General features: G+C 72.6%; 19 protein-coding genes. 8 read left to right on the forward strand and 11 right to left on the reverse strand.

The features are described from left to right. Positions 1–43 precede the first annotated feature (43 nt). A complete protein-coding gene (locus AC5L35_RS20095; protein ID WP_495061191.1) occupies positions 44–1,399 on the reverse strand; it encodes an NAD(P)/FAD-dependent oxidoreductase in 1,356 nt (451 codons plus the stop codon). Between the two features lie 130 nt (positions 1,400–1,529). Between AC5L35_RS20095 and AC5L35_RS20100 the strand changes: the two genes are divergently transcribed. Beyond that, complete coding sequence (locus tag AC5L35_RS20100) at positions 1,530–1,835, forward strand: hypothetical protein (protein ID WP_495061192.1); 306 nt, start codon at positions 1,530–1,532, stop codon at positions 1,833–1,835. 120 nt (positions 1,836–1,955) lie between these two features. Beyond that, positions 1,956–2,792 (forward strand): SAM-dependent methyltransferase, encoded by an 837-nt coding sequence (locus tag AC5L35_RS20105; protein ID WP_495061193.1) that lies wholly within the window; start codon positions 1,956–1,958, stop codon positions 2,790–2,792. Positions 2,793–2,805: 13 nt separating this feature from the next. Here the strand turns inward: AC5L35_RS20105 and AC5L35_RS20110 are convergent, their stop codons facing one another. Beyond that, a complete protein-coding gene (locus tag AC5L35_RS20110; RefSeq protein ID WP_495061194.1) occupies positions 2,806–3,411 on the reverse strand; it encodes a TMEM175 family protein in 606 nt (201 codons plus the stop codon). Positions 3,412–3,501: 90 nt separating this feature from the next. Between AC5L35_RS20110 and AC5L35_RS20115 the strand changes: the two genes are divergently transcribed. Beyond that, a complete protein-coding gene (locus AC5L35_RS20115) occupies positions 3,502–4,314 on the forward strand; it encodes an SDR family NAD(P)-dependent oxidoreductase (RefSeq protein ID WP_495061195.1) in 813 nt (270 codons plus the stop codon). A 28-nt stretch (positions 4,315–4,342) separates the two neighbouring features. On the opposite strand, the gene AC5L35_RS20120 is transcribed toward AC5L35_RS20115, so the two are convergent. Next, positions 4,343–4,726 (reverse strand): helix-turn-helix domain-containing protein, encoded by a 384-nt coding sequence (locus AC5L35_RS20120; protein WP_495061196.1) that lies wholly within the window; start codon positions 4,724–4,726, stop codon positions 4,343–4,345. Between the two features lie 217 nt (positions 4,727–4,943). Between AC5L35_RS20120 and AC5L35_RS20125 the strand changes: the two genes are divergently transcribed. Further along, entirely contained in the window at positions 4,944–5,363 is a 420-nt protein-coding gene (locus AC5L35_RS20125) for an STAS domain-containing protein (protein ID WP_495061197.1), read from the forward strand. A gap of 89 nt (positions 5,364–5,452) precedes the next feature. Then, entirely contained in the window at positions 5,453–6,088 is a 636-nt protein-coding gene (locus AC5L35_RS20130; protein WP_495061198.1) for an ATP-binding protein, read from the forward strand. Positions 6,089–6,104: 16 nt separating this feature from the next. On the opposite strand, the gene AC5L35_RS20135 is transcribed toward AC5L35_RS20130, so the two are convergent. From AC5L35_RS20135 to AC5L35_RS20150, 4 genes are all read right to left on the reverse strand, one after another. After that, on the reverse strand, positions 6,105–7,061 hold the full coding sequence (locus AC5L35_RS20135; RefSeq protein ID WP_495061199.1) for a PfkB family carbohydrate kinase: 957 nt from the start codon (positions 7,059–7,061) through the stop codon (positions 6,105–6,107). Further along, positions 7,045–8,085, reverse strand: a complete 1,041-nt coding sequence (locus tag AC5L35_RS20140; RefSeq protein WP_495061297.1) for an ADP-ribosylglycohydrolase family protein — start codon at positions 8,083–8,085, stop codon at positions 7,045–7,047. Before AC5L35_RS20140 ends, AC5L35_RS20135 begins: the two co-directional genes overlap by 17 nt. A gap of 27 nt (positions 8,086–8,112) precedes the next feature. Beyond that, positions 8,113–9,708 carry a DNA polymerase domain-containing protein gene (locus AC5L35_RS20145; protein ID WP_495061200.1) on the reverse strand — a complete coding sequence of 532 codons (1,596 nt, stop codon included), beginning with the start codon at positions 9,706–9,708 and terminating at the stop codon, positions 8,113–8,115. A 124-nt stretch (positions 9,709–9,832) separates the two neighbouring features. Continuing rightward, positions 9,833–10,294 (reverse strand): SRPBCC family protein, encoded by a 462-nt coding sequence (locus AC5L35_RS20150; RefSeq protein ID WP_495061201.1) that lies wholly within the window; start codon positions 10,292–10,294, stop codon positions 9,833–9,835. Between the two features lie 174 nt (positions 10,295–10,468). Here AC5L35_RS20150 and AC5L35_RS20155 point away from each other — a divergent pair, with 174 nt between their 5' ends. Further along, entirely contained in the window at positions 10,469–11,230 is a 762-nt protein-coding gene (locus AC5L35_RS20155; RefSeq protein ID WP_495061202.1) for an IclR family transcriptional regulator, read from the forward strand. A 39-nt stretch (positions 11,231–11,269) separates the two neighbouring features. Here the strand turns inward: AC5L35_RS20155 and AC5L35_RS20160 are convergent, their stop codons facing one another. Beyond that, on the reverse strand, positions 11,270–11,746 hold the full coding sequence (locus AC5L35_RS20160) for an STAS domain-containing protein (protein WP_495061203.1): 477 nt from the start codon (positions 11,744–11,746) through the stop codon (positions 11,270–11,272). A gap of 88 nt (positions 11,747–11,834) precedes the next feature. After that, positions 11,835–12,557 carry an IspD/TarI family cytidylyltransferase gene (locus tag AC5L35_RS20165; RefSeq protein WP_495061204.1) on the reverse strand — a complete coding sequence of 241 codons (723 nt, stop codon included), beginning with the start codon at positions 12,555–12,557 and terminating at the stop codon, positions 11,835–11,837. 704 nt (positions 12,558–13,261) lie between these two features. On the opposite strand from AC5L35_RS20165, the gene AC5L35_RS20170 reads away from it, so the two are divergent. Beyond that, on the forward strand, positions 13,262–14,908 hold the full coding sequence (locus AC5L35_RS20170) for an LCP family protein (RefSeq protein ID WP_495061205.1): 1,647 nt from the start codon (positions 13,262–13,264) through the stop codon (positions 14,906–14,908). A 30-nt stretch (positions 14,909–14,938) separates the two neighbouring features. On the opposite strand, the gene AC5L35_RS20175 is transcribed toward AC5L35_RS20170, so the two are convergent. Next, the gene (locus AC5L35_RS20175) at positions 14,939–15,658 is read right to left on the reverse strand and encodes a response regulator (protein WP_495061206.1); all 720 of its coding nucleotides are present in this window, start codon (positions 15,656–15,658) and stop codon (positions 14,939–14,941) included. Next, a complete protein-coding gene (locus AC5L35_RS20180; RefSeq protein WP_495061207.1) occupies positions 15,655–17,262 on the reverse strand; it encodes a sensor histidine kinase in 1,608 nt (535 codons plus the stop codon). Before AC5L35_RS20180 ends, AC5L35_RS20175 begins: the two co-directional genes overlap by 4 nt. A gap of 136 nt (positions 17,263–17,398) precedes the next feature. Here AC5L35_RS20180 and AC5L35_RS20185 point away from each other — a divergent pair, with 136 nt between their 5' ends. Next, positions 17,399–18,775 carry a cation:dicarboxylate symporter family transporter gene (locus tag AC5L35_RS20185; RefSeq protein ID WP_495061208.1) on the forward strand — a complete coding sequence of 459 codons (1,377 nt, stop codon included), beginning with the start codon at positions 17,399–17,401 and terminating at the stop codon, positions 18,773–18,775. The last annotated feature ends 50 nt before the right edge of the window (positions 18,776–18,825 follow it).

Consider the following 18,825-nt stretch of genomic DNA (forward strand, 5'->3'; position numbering starts at 1 on the left):
AGGGGATGCCCGCCCGCCAGGCCGGAGTGCCGGGACCGCGACGTCAGCCGGACGCGACGCTGCGCTGCGGCTCGGCGGTGTCGAGCGGCACGGCGGCCGACCGCACCAGGCCGAGCTGCACGGACTGGCGGCCCACCACGGCGTCGAGGATCCAGTCGACCGCGGTGCGGATCCGGTTGCCGGGCATGCTGATCAGGTGGTAGCCGCGGGTCACCACCTTGGCAGGCCACCCCGAGAGCGGGATGTGCAGCGGGTTGGCCGCGGCCTGGGTGCCCCCGAGGTCGACCACGAAACCGAGGTCGTGGTGCTTGTACCGGCGTATCCGGCCGTAGCCCAGTGACGCGGCGACGTTGCGCCCCGCGAGCGCGCCCTGGCGGGTGGCGTGTTGCGCGGTCATCGCCGTCACCTGGCCGGGCCGGGTCAGGTCGGGAACCGCGGCGGCGTCACCGCAGGCGAAGACCTCGGGGTGACCGGGCACCACGAGCGTCGGTTCCACCACCAACCGGCCCTTCTGCGTCGGCAGGCCGGTGTCCTCCACGAGGGAGTCGGGGCGGACCCCCACGCACCAGACGAGGGATCGTGTCGGGACGAACTCACCGGTGGTGAGGTGCACTCCCGAGCGGGTCGCCTCCCGGACCGAGACCCCCGTCCGTACCTCGACGCCACGCTGTCGCAGCACCCGGTCCGCCGCCCGCGCCAGGCGCGGATCCAGTCCGGGGAGCACGGTCGGCGCGAGGTCGAGCAGCAACCAGCGCACCTTCTGGCCGCGCAGGTGCGGGTGGTTCGCCATGATCGCGTCGGTGAAGAGCGGGCCCTGGGCCGCCACCTCGGAGCCGGTGTAGCCCGCGCCCACCACGACGAACGTGCACCGGGCCGTGCGCTCGTCGGGGTCTGCGGTGGTGTCGTCGGCGAGCTCCACCTGCCTGATGATGTGGTCGCGCAGGTAGAGCGCCTCGGCGAGGTTCCGGAAGCCGTGGGCGTGCTCGGCGACGCCGGGGATCGGCAGCAGCTTGTTGACGCTCCCCGCCGCGAGGATCAGCCGGTCGTAGTCGAGGCCGTGGGCGATGCCCTCGGGATCGGTGTAGGAGACCCGGCGCTCCCCGAGGGACACCGACGTCACCTCGCCCAGCGCGAGCCGCACCCCGGACAGCGTCGCCGGGATCGAGACCGTGACCCGCCGCGGATCCAGCACCGCCGCGGCCACCTCGGGCAGCAGTGGCAGGTAGAGGAAGTAGTCCATGGGGTTCACCAGCACGATCTCCGTGCCCGAGCCCGGCGGTAGCGCCCGGAGCAGTGAGCGGGCCGCCTGGTAGCCGGCGAAGCCCCCACCGACGATCACGATGCGCGTGGTCCCGTTCTTCGCGGGCACCCCGGCACCGGCCACGTCGGCCCCGGACACGTCGGCGGATGTACCGGATCGCTCCACGCTCCCGTTTGCGGGCACTTCGGTCTCCCTCGAGATCCACCGGCCTCCGACGACGATCGGCATCGGAAGTGCATGCGGAACGGGTCTACCCGTGGTGGAATCGATGCACACGAGACCACGGGGGCAGGACATGTGGCTGGTCACCGGTATCGACGAGGAGCACCGGTTCCCACGGTGGACCGAGGCTGTCGAGTTCTACCGTCAGATCGTCGGCGACTGGGTCGCCGACCACGATGATCGAGGCGGCGACGCGGCCCTGGAGCAGACGAGATCTCTCGACGCCCTGGCCGTTGGTGAGGCCCACGAGGTCGCGTTCCCGAGCGCGACGGGCGGCGACGGGGCACCGGTCCGGTTCGGGCTGAGCTGGGAGGTCGCCCAGGTGGGAATGGATCACTTCACGGCCTGCTGAGCATCGGCTGAGAAGGGTGTACGGCAGGTTGCCTCGTGTGCCGCCGATCACGCTAGGCTCTCGCCGCAACTATCGGTGACGGGATACGGCCAGAGCTGACCGACCCGTGAAGGAGGATCCGTGCCGGGTGGTCAGTCGCGATCCGGGTCGCACGGCCAGGGCGAGCGCAGCGGTGCGCGTCGCGACCTCAACTTCAAGAGGCCCTCGATCGCGCGGGTCTACGACTACGTGCTCGGTGGGCGGGAGAACTTCGAGATCGACCGCCGCGCCGCCCACAGCTTCCTCAACGTGATTCCCGAGGCCGGGCAGCTCGCCAAGGACAACCGCCACTTCGTGCGCCGCGGGGTGCGCTTCCTGGTGGGTGAGGCCGGCATCAAGCAGATCATCGACGTGGGCTCCGGGCTGCCGACCGCAGGGAACGTGCACGAGATCGCGCACGCGATCGACCCGACCGTCCGGGTGGTCTACGTGGACAACGACCCGATGGTGCTCACGCACGCCCGGGCCATGCTCGACGAGAGCGAGACCACCACGGTGATCACGGCCGACCTGCGGACTCCCGAGACGATCTTCGAGGACCCGGAGACCCGCAAGCTCGTGGACATGGAGCAGCCGTTCGCCGTGCTCATCTCGGGCATCCTGCACCACCTCTCCGACGAGGAGGATCCCTTCGGCGCCGCGGCCGAGGTCAGGGCCCGGCTCTCCACCGGCAGCTACCTGCTGGTCAGCCACTTCCTCGACGAGGACCCACGGTCCCGGGACCTCGAGCGGGGGTTCATGGACGGCCTCGGCTCCGGGCGCTTCCGCACCTGGGACGAGAACCGCAGCTTCTTCGAAGGGCTCGAGATGGTCGAGCCGGGTCTGGTGTACGCCAACACGTGGCGGCCGGACGAGGACACGCCGAGGGACCACCCGGTGGAGAAGCTCTACGTCGGCGGGGTCGGCCGCAAGGTCTGAGTGCGCGGTCGTCTCATCCGGTGGGCCCGGTGGTACCGGCGCCGCGGACGCGGTGCAGCAGCGGCTCGACGGCGCGGGCCACGAGCCGGGTGAGCAGGAGCAGCAGGAGCGCCACGTAGGTCACCCCCGGGACCAGGGCCACCACCAGCAACGCGACCGCCAGGATCGCTGTCGTGGCCACCGCGTCGGCCACCTCGACCCCGCCGCGGATGATGAACGCGAGCACGGTGAGGCAGATGCTGCTCGCCAGGATCGCCCCGACGTACGCCGTGGCCGTGAACCGGTCGTCGCCGTAGACCCCGATCATCTCGGTGAGGAACGGCAGCACCACGATCGTGAGCAACCACGCCATGTTCCAGACCAGCAGGCCCCTGGAGTCGGCCTCCGCCTCGTCGAACAGTCGGCGGTGCACCACCCAGAGGCGGGCGATGACGGCGAAGCTCAGCAGGAAGCTGTAGATCTGCGGCTGGTTGTCGGTGAAAACCTCCACCGAGGGCACCCGCGCGTGCGCTGCCTCCCCCACCGCGTCGACCAGTGGCAGGACGAGCAGGGTGATCGCGATGGCGACCACGGCGTCGGTGAACATGACGAGCCGTTCCAGCGACTTGGGCGCGTCCACGCCGGTCAACGTAGGGCCTTCTCAGCCCACGTTCAGCATCCGACGCGCTTCTCAGCGTCACTACAGGGTGGACCTCCTAGCGTCGATCTCATGTCCACCGCACTTGTCACCGGCGCCAGCCGCGGCCTCGGCGCCGTCTTCGCCGACCGTCTCGCCCGGGACGGTATGGATCTCGTTCTCGTCGCACGGGACCGCGCCGGGCTGGAGCGCACCGCGGCGGCCGCGCGCAGGCACGGCGTCACGGCCGACGTCCTGGTCGCCGACCTGTCGACCCCGGCCGGGCGGGCCACGGTGGAGTACCGGGTCGCCAACCCGTACCGCCCCGTCGCGATGCTGGTGAACAACGCCGGCGTCGAGAACAGCGACGTGTTCGTCGAGGCCGACCTGCACGACCTGCAGAGCCAGATCGACACGAACATCACCGCGGTCATGTCGCTGACCCACGCCGCGCTTCCCGGCATGATCGCCCGCGGCACCGGCTCGGTGATCAACGTGGCGAGCTTCGCCGGCTATCTCTCCGCACCGGGCAGTACGTACGCCTCGACCAAGGCGTGGGTGCTCGCGTTCACCGACACGATGGCGGCGTCGCTGCCGGGCACCGGTGTCGGCATGATCGCTCTCTGCCCGGGACGGATGCGCACCGGCAAGCACGACGCGCCAGCCGCCTCGTCTCCGCTCTGGCTGGACCCTGCCGCCGTGGTGGACCAGTGCCTGCGTGACCTCGGTCGTGGCCGCACCCTCTGCACCCCGGGATGGCTCTACCGCAGCGTGGTGGGCGCGCTGGAGGCCCCGCGTCGGTCGATGCGTGCCGCGGCGCGGCTCGCCCGGCGTGGCCGCGCACAGCACAGCGCGGGCACCGCGCCGACGATCACCCGGTCCACCCCCGAGCGCACCGCCGCCTGAGCGACTGCGACCGGACGCGCCGCCGGCGTCACGAGGTGCCGTTCGACCGGCGGCCGTCCTCCGCGTGACCCTCGGCACCCGGCGCCTGGCCGTTGCCATGGTCCGTCAGCCGGGCGATCTGCCGCTCGAGCTCGGCGATCCGTTCCCGCGCGGTGTCGAGACCGTCCTGCAGCTCCACGATCCGGGCTGCCGCGTCCAGGGTGAGCCCTTCGTCGAACAGGGTCCGCATCCGCGCGGCGAGCACCAGCTGGCGGCGCGAGTAGCGACGATGGCCGCCACCCGAGCGCTGCGGCTTCAGCACCCCCGCGGCGTCGAGGCTGCGCAGGAAGGCCGGCTGCACCTCGAGCAGCTCGGCAGCCTGGCCCATCGCCACCGCCGGGTAGTCCTCGTCGTCGAGCCGCCTCACACCCATGGACACCTCCCCCGAGGTTTCACGGCCCCCGAGATTTCCAGTCATTGATACAGATCCTATCGAGCTGACGACAGAGGAAGTCTCACCGGACGCTGGTGACGCCGTTGCAGTGCGTTCCCCGCCGTCCTACGATTCGCACCCCGGTTGAGTCCACAGCCGACCATCCCCTGTCCTCGGCCTCGGCCGCGCACAGGCGACCCTCCCGGAGGGAGCATCGGTGACCGACGTGGACAACTCGGCCGTGTCCGCGCGCTCGGCGACCCTGAGCATCGAGGTCACGGTCACCCGGGACGGCACGTCACCGCACTACCGCGTTCGCCTCGGCGGAGAGCTCGACATCTCCACCGTCGGCCTGCTCGTCGACGCGGTGAGCGAGCTGTCCGGCACCCGGCCCGAACTGGTCGTGATCGACCTGTCCGAACTGCGGTTCGTGGACGCCCGTGGGCTCCGCGCGTTCGTCGACATCGACCGCGACCTGCGCGTCACGGGCAGCCACATCGTCCTGAGCCGCCCCACCCCGCACATCGCCCGGATCCTGACCCTGACCGCCGTCGACACCGAGATCACCGTGCGACCCTTCGAGCCCGAGCCCGCCTGCGTGCCCGAACCATCCGAGCTGAACCTCCCCTGTGTGTAAACATCGTCCGGACGGGAACAGCACGATCAGTGACGGAATTTCCAGGCGTCGGCGGTGGTCCGACCGGCCGTAAGGGCCGGCGAAGGGTTGTGCCGACGCCCGGTACCGACGCGCTCACCCTCCGCCTGCCCGCCGAACCCGCCACGCCGTCGCTCGTGCGACGACGGGTCCGGGGATGGCTGGAGGTCCACCAGTGGCCGGAGGACGACGTCGACGACGTCATCCTCGCCGTGCACGAGGCCGTGGCGAACGTCGTCGACCACGCCTACGCGCCCGGGGCCGACGGCCAGGTCGTCCTCACCGCCACGCTGGTTCCCGACGGCCGCGAGCGCCGGATCCGGATCGTGGTGCAGGACAACGGCCGCTGGCGCTCGCCCCCTGCCGACCCCGGGTACCGCGGCCGCGGGCTCCAGATGGTGCGCAGCTGCATGGACGTCGTCGACATCCGTCCGAGCACCGACAGCCGGGGCGGCACCGATCTCGTCATGCTCACCCCCGCCGTCGCGGCCGCTCCCGGACGGCGGGTTCTCGCAGCCGGCGTCCGCCGCTCGGATCCCGGTCGCCGCGGGCGCGTCCGCCGGGTGCGGGCTCGGGCCCGGTTCGTCGCGGGGCTGGCTGCTCGCCTGATCGCCGCGGCCCGTCGCCTCCGGGCCCGCCGACGCCGCGGATCCCCTCCGCCCACCCCGCGGGGCTGGCAGCATCCCGCCGGCATGCGCGCCCTCTGACGAGGCGGTTCCCGCGTCAGAGGGCCGCCGCCGCCAGCACGGCGTCCACCTCGGCGCGGGTGGGCGCGGTCGCGGGGCCCGGCCGGCTCACCGCCAGCGCTGCGGCGGCGTTGGCGCGCACCGCGGCCGTGTGCAGGTCGGCACCGCGCAGCAACTCGGCGGCCAGCACCCCGCAGTGCGCGTCGCCCGCCCCGGTCGTGTCGACCGCCGCCACGGCGAAACCGGGGATCCGCTCACTGTGCCCGTCGCGGGTGAGCAGGCACCCGGCGGCGCCGTCGCGCACCACCACCGCGGCGGGCGCGGCGAGCCGCTGTGCGAGCACCGCTGACGCGGTGGCGAGGTCGTCGGCCCCGGAGAGGGCGCGGGCCTCCCGGGCGTTGGCACTGAGGATCGTGGTGCGGGCGAGCAACCGATCCAGAGCCGGGCCGTCCACCTGCGCCGCCAGCGGCCCGGGGTCGACCAGCACGGCCGGGCCGTCGAGCGACTCCAGCCACCCGAGCAGGGCGTGGAGCTTCGCCGTCACGAGAAGGCTGTAGCCGCTGACGTACACCAGGTCGGCGGGCGTCACCGCCACCGCGGCGAGCGCCGCAGGCTCGATCTCCGTCTCGACGCCGCTCCCGGTGACGAAGGTCCGTTCGCCGTCGTCGTCGACCAGCACCACGCAGACCCCGGTGTCGGACGCCGTCGAGACCGGCTGCGCGGCCACGATGCCCTCGCAGGCCAGCGCGGCGCGCGCCGTGTCACCGAACCGCCCGCTGCCGTGGCCGCCGACGTAGACGACCGGCGCGCCCGCCCTGGCAGCGGCGGCCATCACGTTGAACCCACCGCCGGGGAGCAGGTCGACGGTCGAGGCCAGCACGTCGCCACCGACGGGCGGCAGTCCGGGCACCCGCATCACCAGGTCCAGCACCACCTGGCCGGTGTGCACCAGCCGCCCCGGAGCCGGTGCGCCCCGGTCAGGCCCGCCCGTCACGGGCACCTTCCGCCCCGCCACCGGCACCTTCCGCACGGTGCCGCAGCGCCAGCAACCCGTCGGCGACGGGCGCCAGATCGAGGCGGTTCACGCGGCGGACGGTAGCGAGCAGGTCGGCGGGCAACCCGGTCACACCGTGGTGCGCGCCCAGCACCGCCCCGCAGATCGCGGCGATGGTGTCGGTGTCGCCGCCGAGCCCGGCCGCGAGCGTGAGGGCGTCCAGCGGATCCGAACCCAGGGCCTCCACCAGCGCGAACGCCGCGACCACCGACTCCTGTGCCGCGACCGAGGTGCCGACCACGTCGACGACGGCGTCGGCGAGCGCTGCGCGTCCCATGCCGTGCACCCAGCCCCGCACCCAGCGGATCCGCGCACCGACGTCGCCGCCCGCCCGCCAGTGACCTCGCCGTGCACCTGCCGCCGCGGCGCGCTCGGCCTCGTCGAGGGCGTCGGTGAGGCCCGCCCCGGCCACCCCCGCAGACACCGCGGCGGCCACCGCGGCGGCCGCGGCGATCCCGATCCCGGTGTTGTGGGTGACCCGGCCTGCCGCCACCACCGCGTCCAGCAACGCGTCGCCGACCGGCACCGCGATCCCGACGGGCGCGACGCGCATCGCGGCGCCGTTGGTCGTGCCGTCACGGCCGCTCTCCTCCGGCGACTCACCCGCATGCAGGCGCTGGAGGGCCCGTTTCGTCGACGGCCCGAGCAGGTCGGCCGTCCCGCGCCGGACCATCTCGGCCTCCCACCCGCTCAGCGCGTCGGCGAAGGCGACGGCGTCGACGTGGCCCGCACCGTCGATGAGGAGCCGGGCGAGCAGCAACGCCTGCTCGGTGTCGTCGGTGACCGTCCCGGCGGGTAGGCCGGGGGCGATCGGCTGGTCGGGAGCGGCATCGAGCAGCCCGGTGACCGGGCCGTAGCGCTCAGCGATCTGCCGGCGGGACATCGACTGCGTCGGCATGCCCAGCGCGTCGCCCAGCGCCAGGCCGGTCAGCGCCCCGACCGCGCGGTCCCGGATCCCGGTCATCACCGGAGGACGCTACTGCCCACCGCACTAGATCGTCGGCAACCGCTGGGGCCGCCCGATCAGCGGGGCGAGCGGATCGCCATCCCGCTGCACCCGGTCGACCACGGTGCGGACCGTCCAGCGGTCGGGGCGCAGGTCGGGGTCGTCCAGCTCGTCCCAGCGGAGGGGGACCGACACCGGAGCCCCGGCGGCGGGCCGGGCACTGAACGGCGCGACCAGCGTCTTGTTGATCGCGTTCTGCGTGTAGTCCAGGCGAGCGAGCCCGTCCCGCCGGTCCTTGTGCCACTCCCAGCTCACCAGCTCCGGCACGGTGCGCCCGATCGCGCGGGACACCTTCTCCACCCACTCCCTGGTGTCGGCGAACGTGTACCCGTCGGCGACCGGCACCCAGATCTGCACCCCGCGCTTGCCCGTGACCTTCGGGGCGGCCGCGACCCCCAGGTGGTCGAGCGCGGTGCGGTAGAGGCGGGCGAGCACCAGGATGTCCGCGAAGTCCGTGCGGTCGCCGGGGTCGATGTCGATCAGCGCCCAGGTCGGCTGGTGGACCTCAGGCAGCCGGGACGTCCACGGGTTCAGCTCCACCGCCGCGAAGTTCGCCATCCACACCAGCGCCGCCATGCTGTCGACCACGGCGTAGCACTCCGTCTCGCCGGGGCCCGCCTCCTCGTTGTGCCACTGCGTCAGCCACTCCGGCGCGTGCGGGGGCACCTCCTTGTGCCAGAAGCCGGGGCGGCCGACGCCGTCGGGGTAGCGGTTCAGGTTCACCGGGCGGTCGAAGAGGTACGGGAGCAGGAACGGCGCGATCTGCGCGTGGTAGCGGATGAAGTCGCGCTTCGTCACCGGGCTCTCGCCGTCCCGCGCGGGGAACAGCACCTTGTCGAGGTTCGTCAGCTTGGTCTCGAGGCCCTGGACCTCCCACCGGCCCGCCCGCCCGATGGCGTCGAGCGCGGCCAGCTCGTCCGGCGTCGGCGGGTCCCAGGACCGCGGCTCCCGGCCCAGCCGGACGGCGGCCTCGCCGGGCGGCAGGTCGCTGCGCCACAGCGTGTCGGGGGCGGCCGCCACCTCGTCGTTCGTCCGCCCGCTCTTGACCGAGCGCGGATGGTCCTCCGGATCCCAGCCCGGGCGCGCATGGTCGTCGTTCTTGTGGAGCAGGAGCCACTGCTCCTTGCCCGGCCTGCCCTCCTCCCGGCGGACCAGCACGAACCGCCCGGCGAGCTTCTCGCCCTGCAGGTCGAAGTGCAGCTCACCGCCCTCGATGGCCGCCGCGGGGTCGTCGGTGCCGGACGGCTGCCAGGTCCCCCAGTCCCACACGATGACGTCACCCCCGCCGTACTCGCCCCGCGGGATCACGCCCTCGAAGTCGAAGTACTCAACGGGATGGTCCTCCACGTGCACGGCCATCTGGCGGGCCTTCGGGTCGAGCGTGGGCCCCCTCGGCACGGCCCAGCTGGCCAGTACGCCGTCCACCTCGAGCCGCAGGTCGTAGTGCAGGCGGCTGGCCCGGTGGCGCTGCACGACGAACCGGCCGGACCCGGCAGCGGCCTCCGACCCGGACGGCTCGGGCGTGGCCGCGAAGTCACGCTTGGCCCGGTACGTCGCGAGCCGCTCCCGCTGGTCGGTCATGGAGGCGGAGTACCACGAGACCACCGCCCCAACGCGCCGTACCGAGGTTCAGGAAAGCCACTTTGCTGCCCTCTACGGGCCTGAAAGTGGCTTTCCTGAACCAGGACGCGGCGCGGGGCGAGGGTTACTCGCAGTGGTTCTTGAGGCCGCCGCCCAGCGTCTCGCCCCATGCGCAGTTGCAGAAGGCATACCAGCGGGAGTCCTTCGCCCAGCCCGCGTGGCGGAACTCCAGGACGGTGAACTCCTCGCCCGTGACGAGCGCCTCGAGCAAGGGGCCGACGCCGTCGCGCCGCTCGGTGCGCAGTTCGAAGGAGAGCCGGTGGCCCAGCCAGTCGGACGCCGGGTTCGTGGGGTCGGAGAAGTCGGAGACGGACTCCCACTCCACCCGCTCGCCGGGGACGAGGTCCGTGATCCGCATCCGCAGCAGGTCACCGAGGCCGTGGTCGAACTCGACGAGTGACCCGATCTCCGGCGCCGCCGCCACGGCTCTCCCCCACCAGGCGTCGAGGCCGTCCTTGGCGGTGATCGCCTCGAAGACCGACTTGCGGTCGGCGTTGATCCACACCTCGTGGTGGATGGTGTCCATGGCTTCCTCCTCCGGTCGCCAGGAGGCTAGTTCGTGACCTATGTCCGGTTCCGCCGACCCGTGCCGGTCAGCTGTTTCCGGGCGGCGGGCGGCAGCCCGAGCGTCATCTGACCCGGTAGTGTCCGCGCCACACGATCGGCATGATCCCCCGCGCAGCAGACCTCGGAGCGTCCGATGACCGCGTCCCGCGCCGCGGGCACCGGCCCGGTGCTGGCCCGCGCGCTGCAGATCCTCGGCGCCTTCTCGGCCGACCACCCCGCCATGACGTTGAGCGAGCTGGCGCGGCGCACCCACCTGCCCGTCTCCACGGTCCACCGGCTGCTGGCCGGCCTCGTGGACTGGGGCGCTCTGGAGCGCGGCGACGACGGGGCCTACCGCGTCGGGCTACGCCTGTGGGAGGTGGGGGCCCTGGCCCCGCGCGGTCAGGGCCTGCGCGAGCGCGCGCTGCCGTTCCTCGAGGACCTGTCTCAGATCACGCGGGAGAACGTGCAACTCGCCGTCCGGGAGGGCAGCGAACTGGTGTTCGTGGAGCGCATCGCCGGCACGGGCGCGGTACCTGTGCTCACCCGCGTGGGTGCCCGGTTCGCGCTCACCGCCACCGGCGTCGGGCTGGTGCTGCTCGCCCACGCGCCTCCCGAGACACAGGAGGAGGTGCTGGCCGGCCCGTTCCACCGGTTCACGCCGCTCACCATCACCGACCCCACCGTGCTGCGTCACATGCTCGCCGACATCCGGAAGTCCGGGTTCTCGGTGAGCGACCGGCAGGTCACGATGGACGCGCTGTCGGTGGCCGCCCCCGTGCACGACGTGCGCGGCAACGTCGTCGCGGCGGTCTCGCTCGTCGTCCGCCACGGGAGCGTGCAGCCCCACACGCTGGCGCCATTGGTGCGCACCAGCGCACGCGCCATCTCCCGGGCGCTAGCCCAGCTGCCCTGACCGCACCGCCGGGCGGGCCGTCAGGTGATGGTGGGCTCGTCAGCCGCTGCGGACCGTCCCCGTCCGGGCTCCGCGGACGCCGTCGGTGACGACGATCGGCGAGCAGGGCCAGACGGAACTGCTGCGCGGGCTGCTCGTGGTGGCCACGGCGGGCACCCTGCCGATCAGTTCGCGCTCCGCGTGCTCCACCGTCGGGAACATCGAGAACCGGGCGAGTGCCGCGGCGATGCCGGCGGGCAGCATCCCTTCGCGGCCCGCGATCCCGGCGAGGTGCAGCCGGAGTCCGGCGGCGCTCGCCGCGTCGTCGACGGTGGCCAGCGCCTCCAGGTCGTCCGTACCGAAGAAGCGCACCTCCCCCAGGTCGACCACGATGTGCCCCGTGCAGCGGGCCATCTGCGCGGCTGCCACGGTGGCCAGCCTGGCCACCGTCACCGGGTCGAGCACCCCCGCCATCCGCACCACCGAGAGCCGCGACCCCCGGACCTCAACCGACACCTGCGCGTCGTCGAAACGCACCCCATACCTCCTGCTGCCCGATCCGAAGATTCGGATCCCGTCAGCGGGTACCCGTTCGCTCAGCGAACAACCTCGGACAGGACGACCGTCACACCTTCCGGGCACGGCGCGCCACCGCATCCGCGACGACCAGGTCGTGCGGGTAGGTGATCTTGAAGTTGCGGGCCTCCCCCTCGACCCACCGGATCGGCACCGTCGGGGCGAAGCGCTGGATGCAGGACGCGGTGTCGGTGCCGGCGAACCCGTCACTGGAGGCCTGCTCGTAGGCCGCGAGCAACGGCGCCGCGGAGAAACCCTGCGGTGTCTGCACCGCCACGAGCCCCTCCGGCGCCGGACCCCCGATCCCGCTGCCACCCGGACCCTCCGCCGCGAGGTCGTCGCGCGGGAGCCCCGGCACCGCGCCACCGCTCTCCCGGGCCACCCGCAGCACCTCCCGGACGAGCGAGGGGCCGGCGAACGGGCGAGCGCCGTCGTGGATGAGCACCGTGTCGATGCTCCCGGCGTGGATCCGGTCCGCCAGTCGCCGAAGCCCTGCGAGCTCGGACTCCTGCCGGGTCGACCCGCCGGTCACGACCTCCACCTCGTGGTCCATCTCGCGGTCGAGCACGCCGGCGACGAGGCCGACGTCCTCCCGGCGCACGACGAGGACGACCGGGCCGATCTCGGGCAGAGCCGAGAAGGTGGTGAGGGACAGCGTGATCATGGTGCGTCCCGCGACGGGCAGGAACACCTTGTTGCCGTCGCCGCCGACGCGGGTGCCACTGCCCCCGGCCAGGACGACGGCCGCCACGCTGCTGCGCTGATCGGGCACGGCGTCAGTCCAGCGCGGGAGGGGTCACGGGGTCAAGCTGGACGCGGCAGGAGAGGGGACGAGGCCCGGCCCGTGGTCGCACCGGGAATCCGATAAGTATCGTCGTGAGTTGTTCCGTCCATCCGGACGGCATTGTCGGACTCGTCGTCCGGCTGGCGGTGCCCGTCCGAGCGACTACCGGAGCGACTAGGAAACTCACCACAACGGGGGATGAACTGGCCTAATTCCCGCCTTGCGAGGTGCGCCGCGGAGCGTTTCGTCACTACCAGTAGGCTCCGGCGGGCTCACCGGCGAGTCCTGGTTGTTCCCTATTCATACGGATGCAGGGAGTGGGCACGGTGAATGACGACGGCCGGCGCACCCCCGGGGGCGGAGGACGCGCGATGCCCCCCCAGCAGCCGTGGTCACGGCGCAGCGAACGCGACCAGCAACCGCCGGTCCCGCCCCGGAAGCTGGAGCCCCCCGGACGGGTGACGCGCTCCGCGGACGTCCCCGCCCGTCCCGTGCGGCCACAGCGGCCCGAACGGTCCCACGACACCGAATCACCCACCCGGCCCGTGCCCCGGGTGTCGCCCGACTCGCGCAGACCAGCGCCCCCCGTCAAGGCTCCCCCACCGACGGCACCTCCGTCCCGGACTCCGGGTCCGCGGACCCCCACCGGCCGGGCAGGCGCCGCCACGAAGGCGGCCCGGTCGACGCCGACCATGAAGTCAGACACCACGATGATCCCCGCCACGAGGGCGGGCGCCGCTGCGGCCGGCTCCTCGGCGAAGACCGGGTCGCCGCGGGTCTCCCCGACGAGGGTCCCGGCCGGCAGCGCCACGGGCGCCACCCGGTCCAGAGGAGCGACGGGGCGCCGGGGCAGCTCCGCGCGTCAGCCGCGCACGCTCGGCCGGGCTCTGCTCGCCACGGCCGCGGCCACTGTGGCTCCGGGCTCGGGCCACCTCATTCTCCGCAGGCAGCGCACCGGCGCCCTGATCCTCGGCGTGTTCCTGCTGCTCCTCGTCGCCCTCGCGGCGCTCGGATTGAGCGCGCGGCGCTCCGAACTCCTCGAGAACCTGCTCTCCACCAGCGTTCTGACGGTGGTCGTGGTCGGCTGTGTCGTGGCCGCGCTGGCCTGGATGGCCGTCATCGTCCACACCTACCTGCTGGCCCGCCCCCGGAAGCTGGACGTGGGCCGGCAGACGCTCGGTGTCGTGGTGGTCACCGCGCTCTGCATGGTGGTCGCCGCGCCGTTCGGCTTCGGGGCCAACCTGGCCAACTCGCAGCGCAACCTGCTCGACACGCTGTTCACCGGCGGTGGCGGCACCGCCGCGGCGGAGGCCATCGCCAAGCCGCGCCTCAACATCCTGCTGGTCGGGAGCGACGCCGGACCGGACCGCTCCGGTACGCGCACCGACACCATGATGGTGGCGAGCATCGACACGCGTACCAGCCGCACCACGCTCTTCTCGCTGCCACGCAACATCGGCCACGCCCAGTTCCCGCCGGGGTCGCCCATGGCGGAGAAGTTCCCCAAGGGCTTCTTCGACAAGGCCGAGCCCCTGTCGGGCAACTACCTCCTGAACGCCGTGTACGCCTACGCCCTCGAGTACCCCGCCCTCGCCCCGTCCGGTCCGACGGCCGACCCCGGGCTCAACATGCTGAACCAGACCGTCTCCTACATGCTCGGGCTGCAGCTGGACTACTACGTCGAGGTCAACATGGCCGGTTTCGCCTCGATCATCGACGCCGTCGGCGGCATCACCGTCGACGTCGGCCCGGAGCCGCTGCCGATCGGCGGTGTCCTGCCCGACGGTCGCCACGTCAGACCCGACGGCTACGTCCCGGCGGGCGTGCAGCACCTCGACGGCGAGCAGGCGCTGTGGTTCGCGCGGTCGCGGCGCAACTCCGACGACTACAGCCGGATGGGCCGCCAGCGCTGCCTGCTCAGCAACCTCCTCCAGCAGAAGAGCCCCACCGACGTCCTCACGAACTTCCAGGCCATCGCCGCGGTCGCCACGCGCAACGTGTCCACCAACATCCCGCAGCAGGTGCTGCCCGCACTGGTGAAGCTCGCCGGTGGGGGCAACGTGTCGCTGGAGAGCGTGTCGTTCGACCCGAACCTGCCCGACCCGAACACGAAGAACGGCAAGTTCGACACCCTCTCCCCCGACTTCGAGTACATGCGCGAGGTCGTGCAGAACTCGATCAACCGGCCCCCGCCGCCGCCCGCCCCGAGCGCCGCGCCCACCCTCGCGGCCGCCCCGACCACGACCAAGGGCCGGTCGAGCGGCAGCAGCAGCCCCACCACATCAGCGGCTCCGGACTCCGCGCAGCCGGAGTCGCTCACCCAGGCCTGCGGCGGCTGACCCCGACGGCGAGGCGACGCCGTAGGTCGGTCAGGGCACCGCCTCACCGGGCACGGCCGCTCCCGGCGTTCCGGTGGGGCGCCAGCGGTACTCCGCCTGCGGTCGGCCGGTGGCCCCGTAGCGGGAGCGGCGCTCGACGAGACCCGTCTCGGCCAGGTACTCCAGGTAGCGCCGCGCCGTCACGCGGGACGTCCCGACCGTCCCGGCCACCTCGGCCGCGGTGAGCCCCGTGCCTCCCGCGGCGGCCAGCGTGCGGGCCACGGCATCGAGGGACTCCCGGCTCACGCCCTTCGGGAGGCCACCGGCCTCCGCGGGCGCCCGCAACGTGCGGAACAGGTCGTCCACGTCCTCCTGGGCGACCATCGGGCCGCTGCCCAGCCGCGACCGGTACCCGAGATAGCCCTCCAGCTTCGTGCGCACCGCGCTGAACGTGAACGGCTTCACCAGGTACTGCGTGGCGCCGAAGGAGATCGCCGCCTGCACGACGGCGAGGTCCCGCGCGCGCGTGACCATGATGACGTCGGTGGTGTGGCCCGCCGCCCGCATCCGGCGCAGCACCTCCAGCCCGCTGGTGTCGGGCAGGTGGACGTCCAGCAGGACGAGGTCGACCGCCCGCGCGTTCAGCAGCCGCAGGGCCTCCGCGCCCGAGCCCGCGCTGCCCGTGACCTCGAAGCCGCGGACACGACCCACGTAGCTGGCGTGGGCGGCGGCGGCGATCGGGTCGTCCTCGACGATCAGCGTGCGGATCATGCCCGCACCAAGGGCAGGCACACGGCGAACTCCGCGCCACGCGCACCGGCGACGCTCACGTCGGCCGCGGCGGCCAGCTCCACCCGACCGCCGTGGCGCCGGGCCGCCTGCCGCGCGAGGGCGAGTCCGAGACCACGGCCCAGCCCCTCGTGCGGTTTCGTGCTCCATCCCCGCGCGAACGCCCGCTCGGCGTCGGCCGCGGCGATCCCGGGGCCGCTGTCGGCCACCCGCAGCTCCACGGCATCGTCGGCGACCCCGCCGGAGATCCGGACCCAGCGGGGCGCCGGAGCGTCCTCGGCGGCGTCGATGGCGTTGTCGAGCAGGTTGCCCACGATCGTGACGAGATCGCGCGGATCGGCGACGCCTGCCGGGACGAAGGTCCCCTCCGCCACCTGCAGCGCCACGCCCCGCTCCCCCGCCTCCGCCGCCTTGCCGACCACGAGGGCCGCCAGCTCCGGCACGGCGATCCCGGCCAGCACGGCGTCGGTGAGCTGCTGGGACACCGCGAGCTCGGTGGTCGCGAACTCGAGCGCCTCGTCCGGCCGTCCGAGCTCGATCAGCGAGATCACCGTGTGCAGCTGGTTGGCCGCCTCATGGGCCTGAGCACTGAGCGAGTCGGCGAAACCCCGGATCGTCTGCAGCTCGCTGACCAGCGCGCGCAGCTCGGTGTGGTCCCGCAACGTCACCACCGTGCCGAGGTGCCTACCGGCCCACCGGGCAGCTCCCTGGCTCACCACCACGATCCTGTCGGCGGTGAGGTGGATCTCGTCGTCACGCGCCTCGCCGCCTGCCAGCGCGGCCCCGAGCTCTGCTGGCAGGCCGACCTCGTCGACCCGGCGGCCCTGCACGTCGGGCGCCAGCGCCAGCAGCCGCCGCGCCTCGTCGTTGACCAGCTGGATCCGCCCGGAGCGGTCCAGCAGCAGCAGCCCCTCGCGCACGGCGTGCAGCACCGCGTCGTAGTACTCGTACATGCGGGCGAGCTCGGCCGGCCCGAGGTCGTGCGTGCTGCGCCGCAGCCATCGGCTCACGAGCCAGGACCCGCCGGCGGCCAGCAGCAGGGCGACGACAGCGGCGCCGACGAACAGCGGCATCTGCCGCTCCAGCTCCCGCGACACCGCCTCGACGGTGCGGCCCACCGACACCAGCCCCACCACCCGCCCTCCGTCCAGGACGGGGACGACCGCGCGCACCGACGGCCCGAGCGTGCCCGTGTAGGTCTCGGTGAAGTGCTGCTCGCCGCGTAGCGCCGGCCCGATCGTCCCCTGGAAGGTGCGCCCGATCTCCGCCGGGTTGGGGTGCGACAGGCGGGTGCCGTCCACGCGCATGACCACGACGAAGTCGGTGGCCGTGTCCATGCGGACGCGCTCGGCGAGCGGCTGCAGCACGGCCACGGGGTCGGGGTCCTGCAGGGCCGCGCGCACGTCCGGCGCCGCGGCGAGGGTGTGCGCCACGCCGAGCATCTCCTCGGCGGTCGAGTCGCGGTTCGTCTCGTCGAACTGGAGATAGGCGGCCACGGCGACACCGGTCAGCACGATCGCCACGATCGCCGCCTGCAGTGCGAACAACTGCCCCGCCAGGCTCCACCTGCCCGGTCGCCCGGCCACCGTCGTCACCGCCCGTCGTACGAAATGAACGAAATGGTGATGGTCACCACGCCGCCCTTCATGCTCGCCGCGATGGTTGCCGGTGCATCGGTATCCGCGCAACGCCCGCCGTCGTCGTCGGCCCACCGGAGGACCTGTGTCAGCTACCACCGAAACACCGCACAAGAAGAAGGACCGGACCCACTACCTCTACATCGCCGTGATCGCCGCGGTGGTACTGGGTGTGATCGTCGGGCTCGTCTCGCCCGGGCTGGGGAAGGACCTCAAGCCCGTCGGTACGGCCTTCGTGAACCTGATCAAGATGATGATCTCCCCCGTCATCTTCTGCACGATCGTGCTGGGCATCGGGTCCATCCGTAAGGCCGCCACGGTGGGCCGGGTCGGCGGACTCGCGCTGGCCTACTTCCTCGCGATGTCCACGTTCGCGCTGGCGATCGGTCTGGTCGTCGGCAACATCCTCCAGCCCGGCAGTGGGCTCCAGCTCGCGGGCGCCGCGCACTACACGGCGCCCGAGGCCGAGTCGCTCACCGACTTCCTCCTCGGGATCATCCCGACCACGCTGTTCTCGCCGCTCGTCGGCGACAGCGTGCTGTCGACGCTGTTCGTCGCGCTGCTGGTCGGCTTCGGTGTGCAGGCACTCGGACGCGCCGGTGAGCCGATCCTGCGCGGCGTGAAGCACGTCGAGCGACTCGTCTTCCGGGTGCTCGCGATGGTCATGTGGGCGGCCCCGATCGGAGCGTTCGGCGCGATCGCCGCGGTGGTCGGCGAGACCGGCTGGTCGGCGGTCATCGCACTCTTCCAGATGATGGCCGCCTTCTACCTGACCTGCGCGATCTTCGTGTTCGGCGTGCTCGGGCTGGTGCTGCGGCTCGGCGCCGGGATCAACATCTTCTCGCTGCTGCGCTACCTGGGCAGGGAGTTCCTGCTCATCGTCTCCACGTCGTCGTCGGAGTCGGCTCTGCCGCGGCTGATCGCCAAGATGGAGCACGTCGGCATCTCCCGTCCCGTCGTCGGCATCACGGTCCCCACCGGCTACTCGTTCAACCTCGACGGCACCGCGATCTACCTGACGATGGCGTCGCTCTTCATCGCCGACGCGCTCGGCAGGCCGATGTCGATCGGTGAGCAGATCGCACTGCTGCTCTTCATGATCATCGCGTCCAAGGGCGCGGCCGGCGTCTCCGGTGCCGGCCTCGCCACGCTCGCGGGCGGCCTGGCCTCCCACCGCCCGGACCTCGTCGACGGCGTCGGACTCATCGTCGGGATCGACCGGTTCATGTCGGAGGCGCGCGCCGTCACCAACTTCGCGGGCAACGCGGTGGCCACCGTGCTGATCGGCAACTGGGTCGGCGAGTTCGACCGGGAGCGGGCCGAGCGCGTGCTGAGCGGCAAGGAGCCGTTCGACGAGGCCTCGATGCTCGACGACGGGAAGCCCGAGGAGCCCGCCCCCGCCCGGACCCAGGAGGGCACCGCCACGAAGCAGGACGGCCACGCGGAGAACGCCACCGTCTGAAGCCCGGCCCCGGCGCCTGGTACGCACCTCGGTGATGTACTGGGCGCCGG

The organism is Pseudonocardia sp. OZ21, assembly GCF_059359135.1.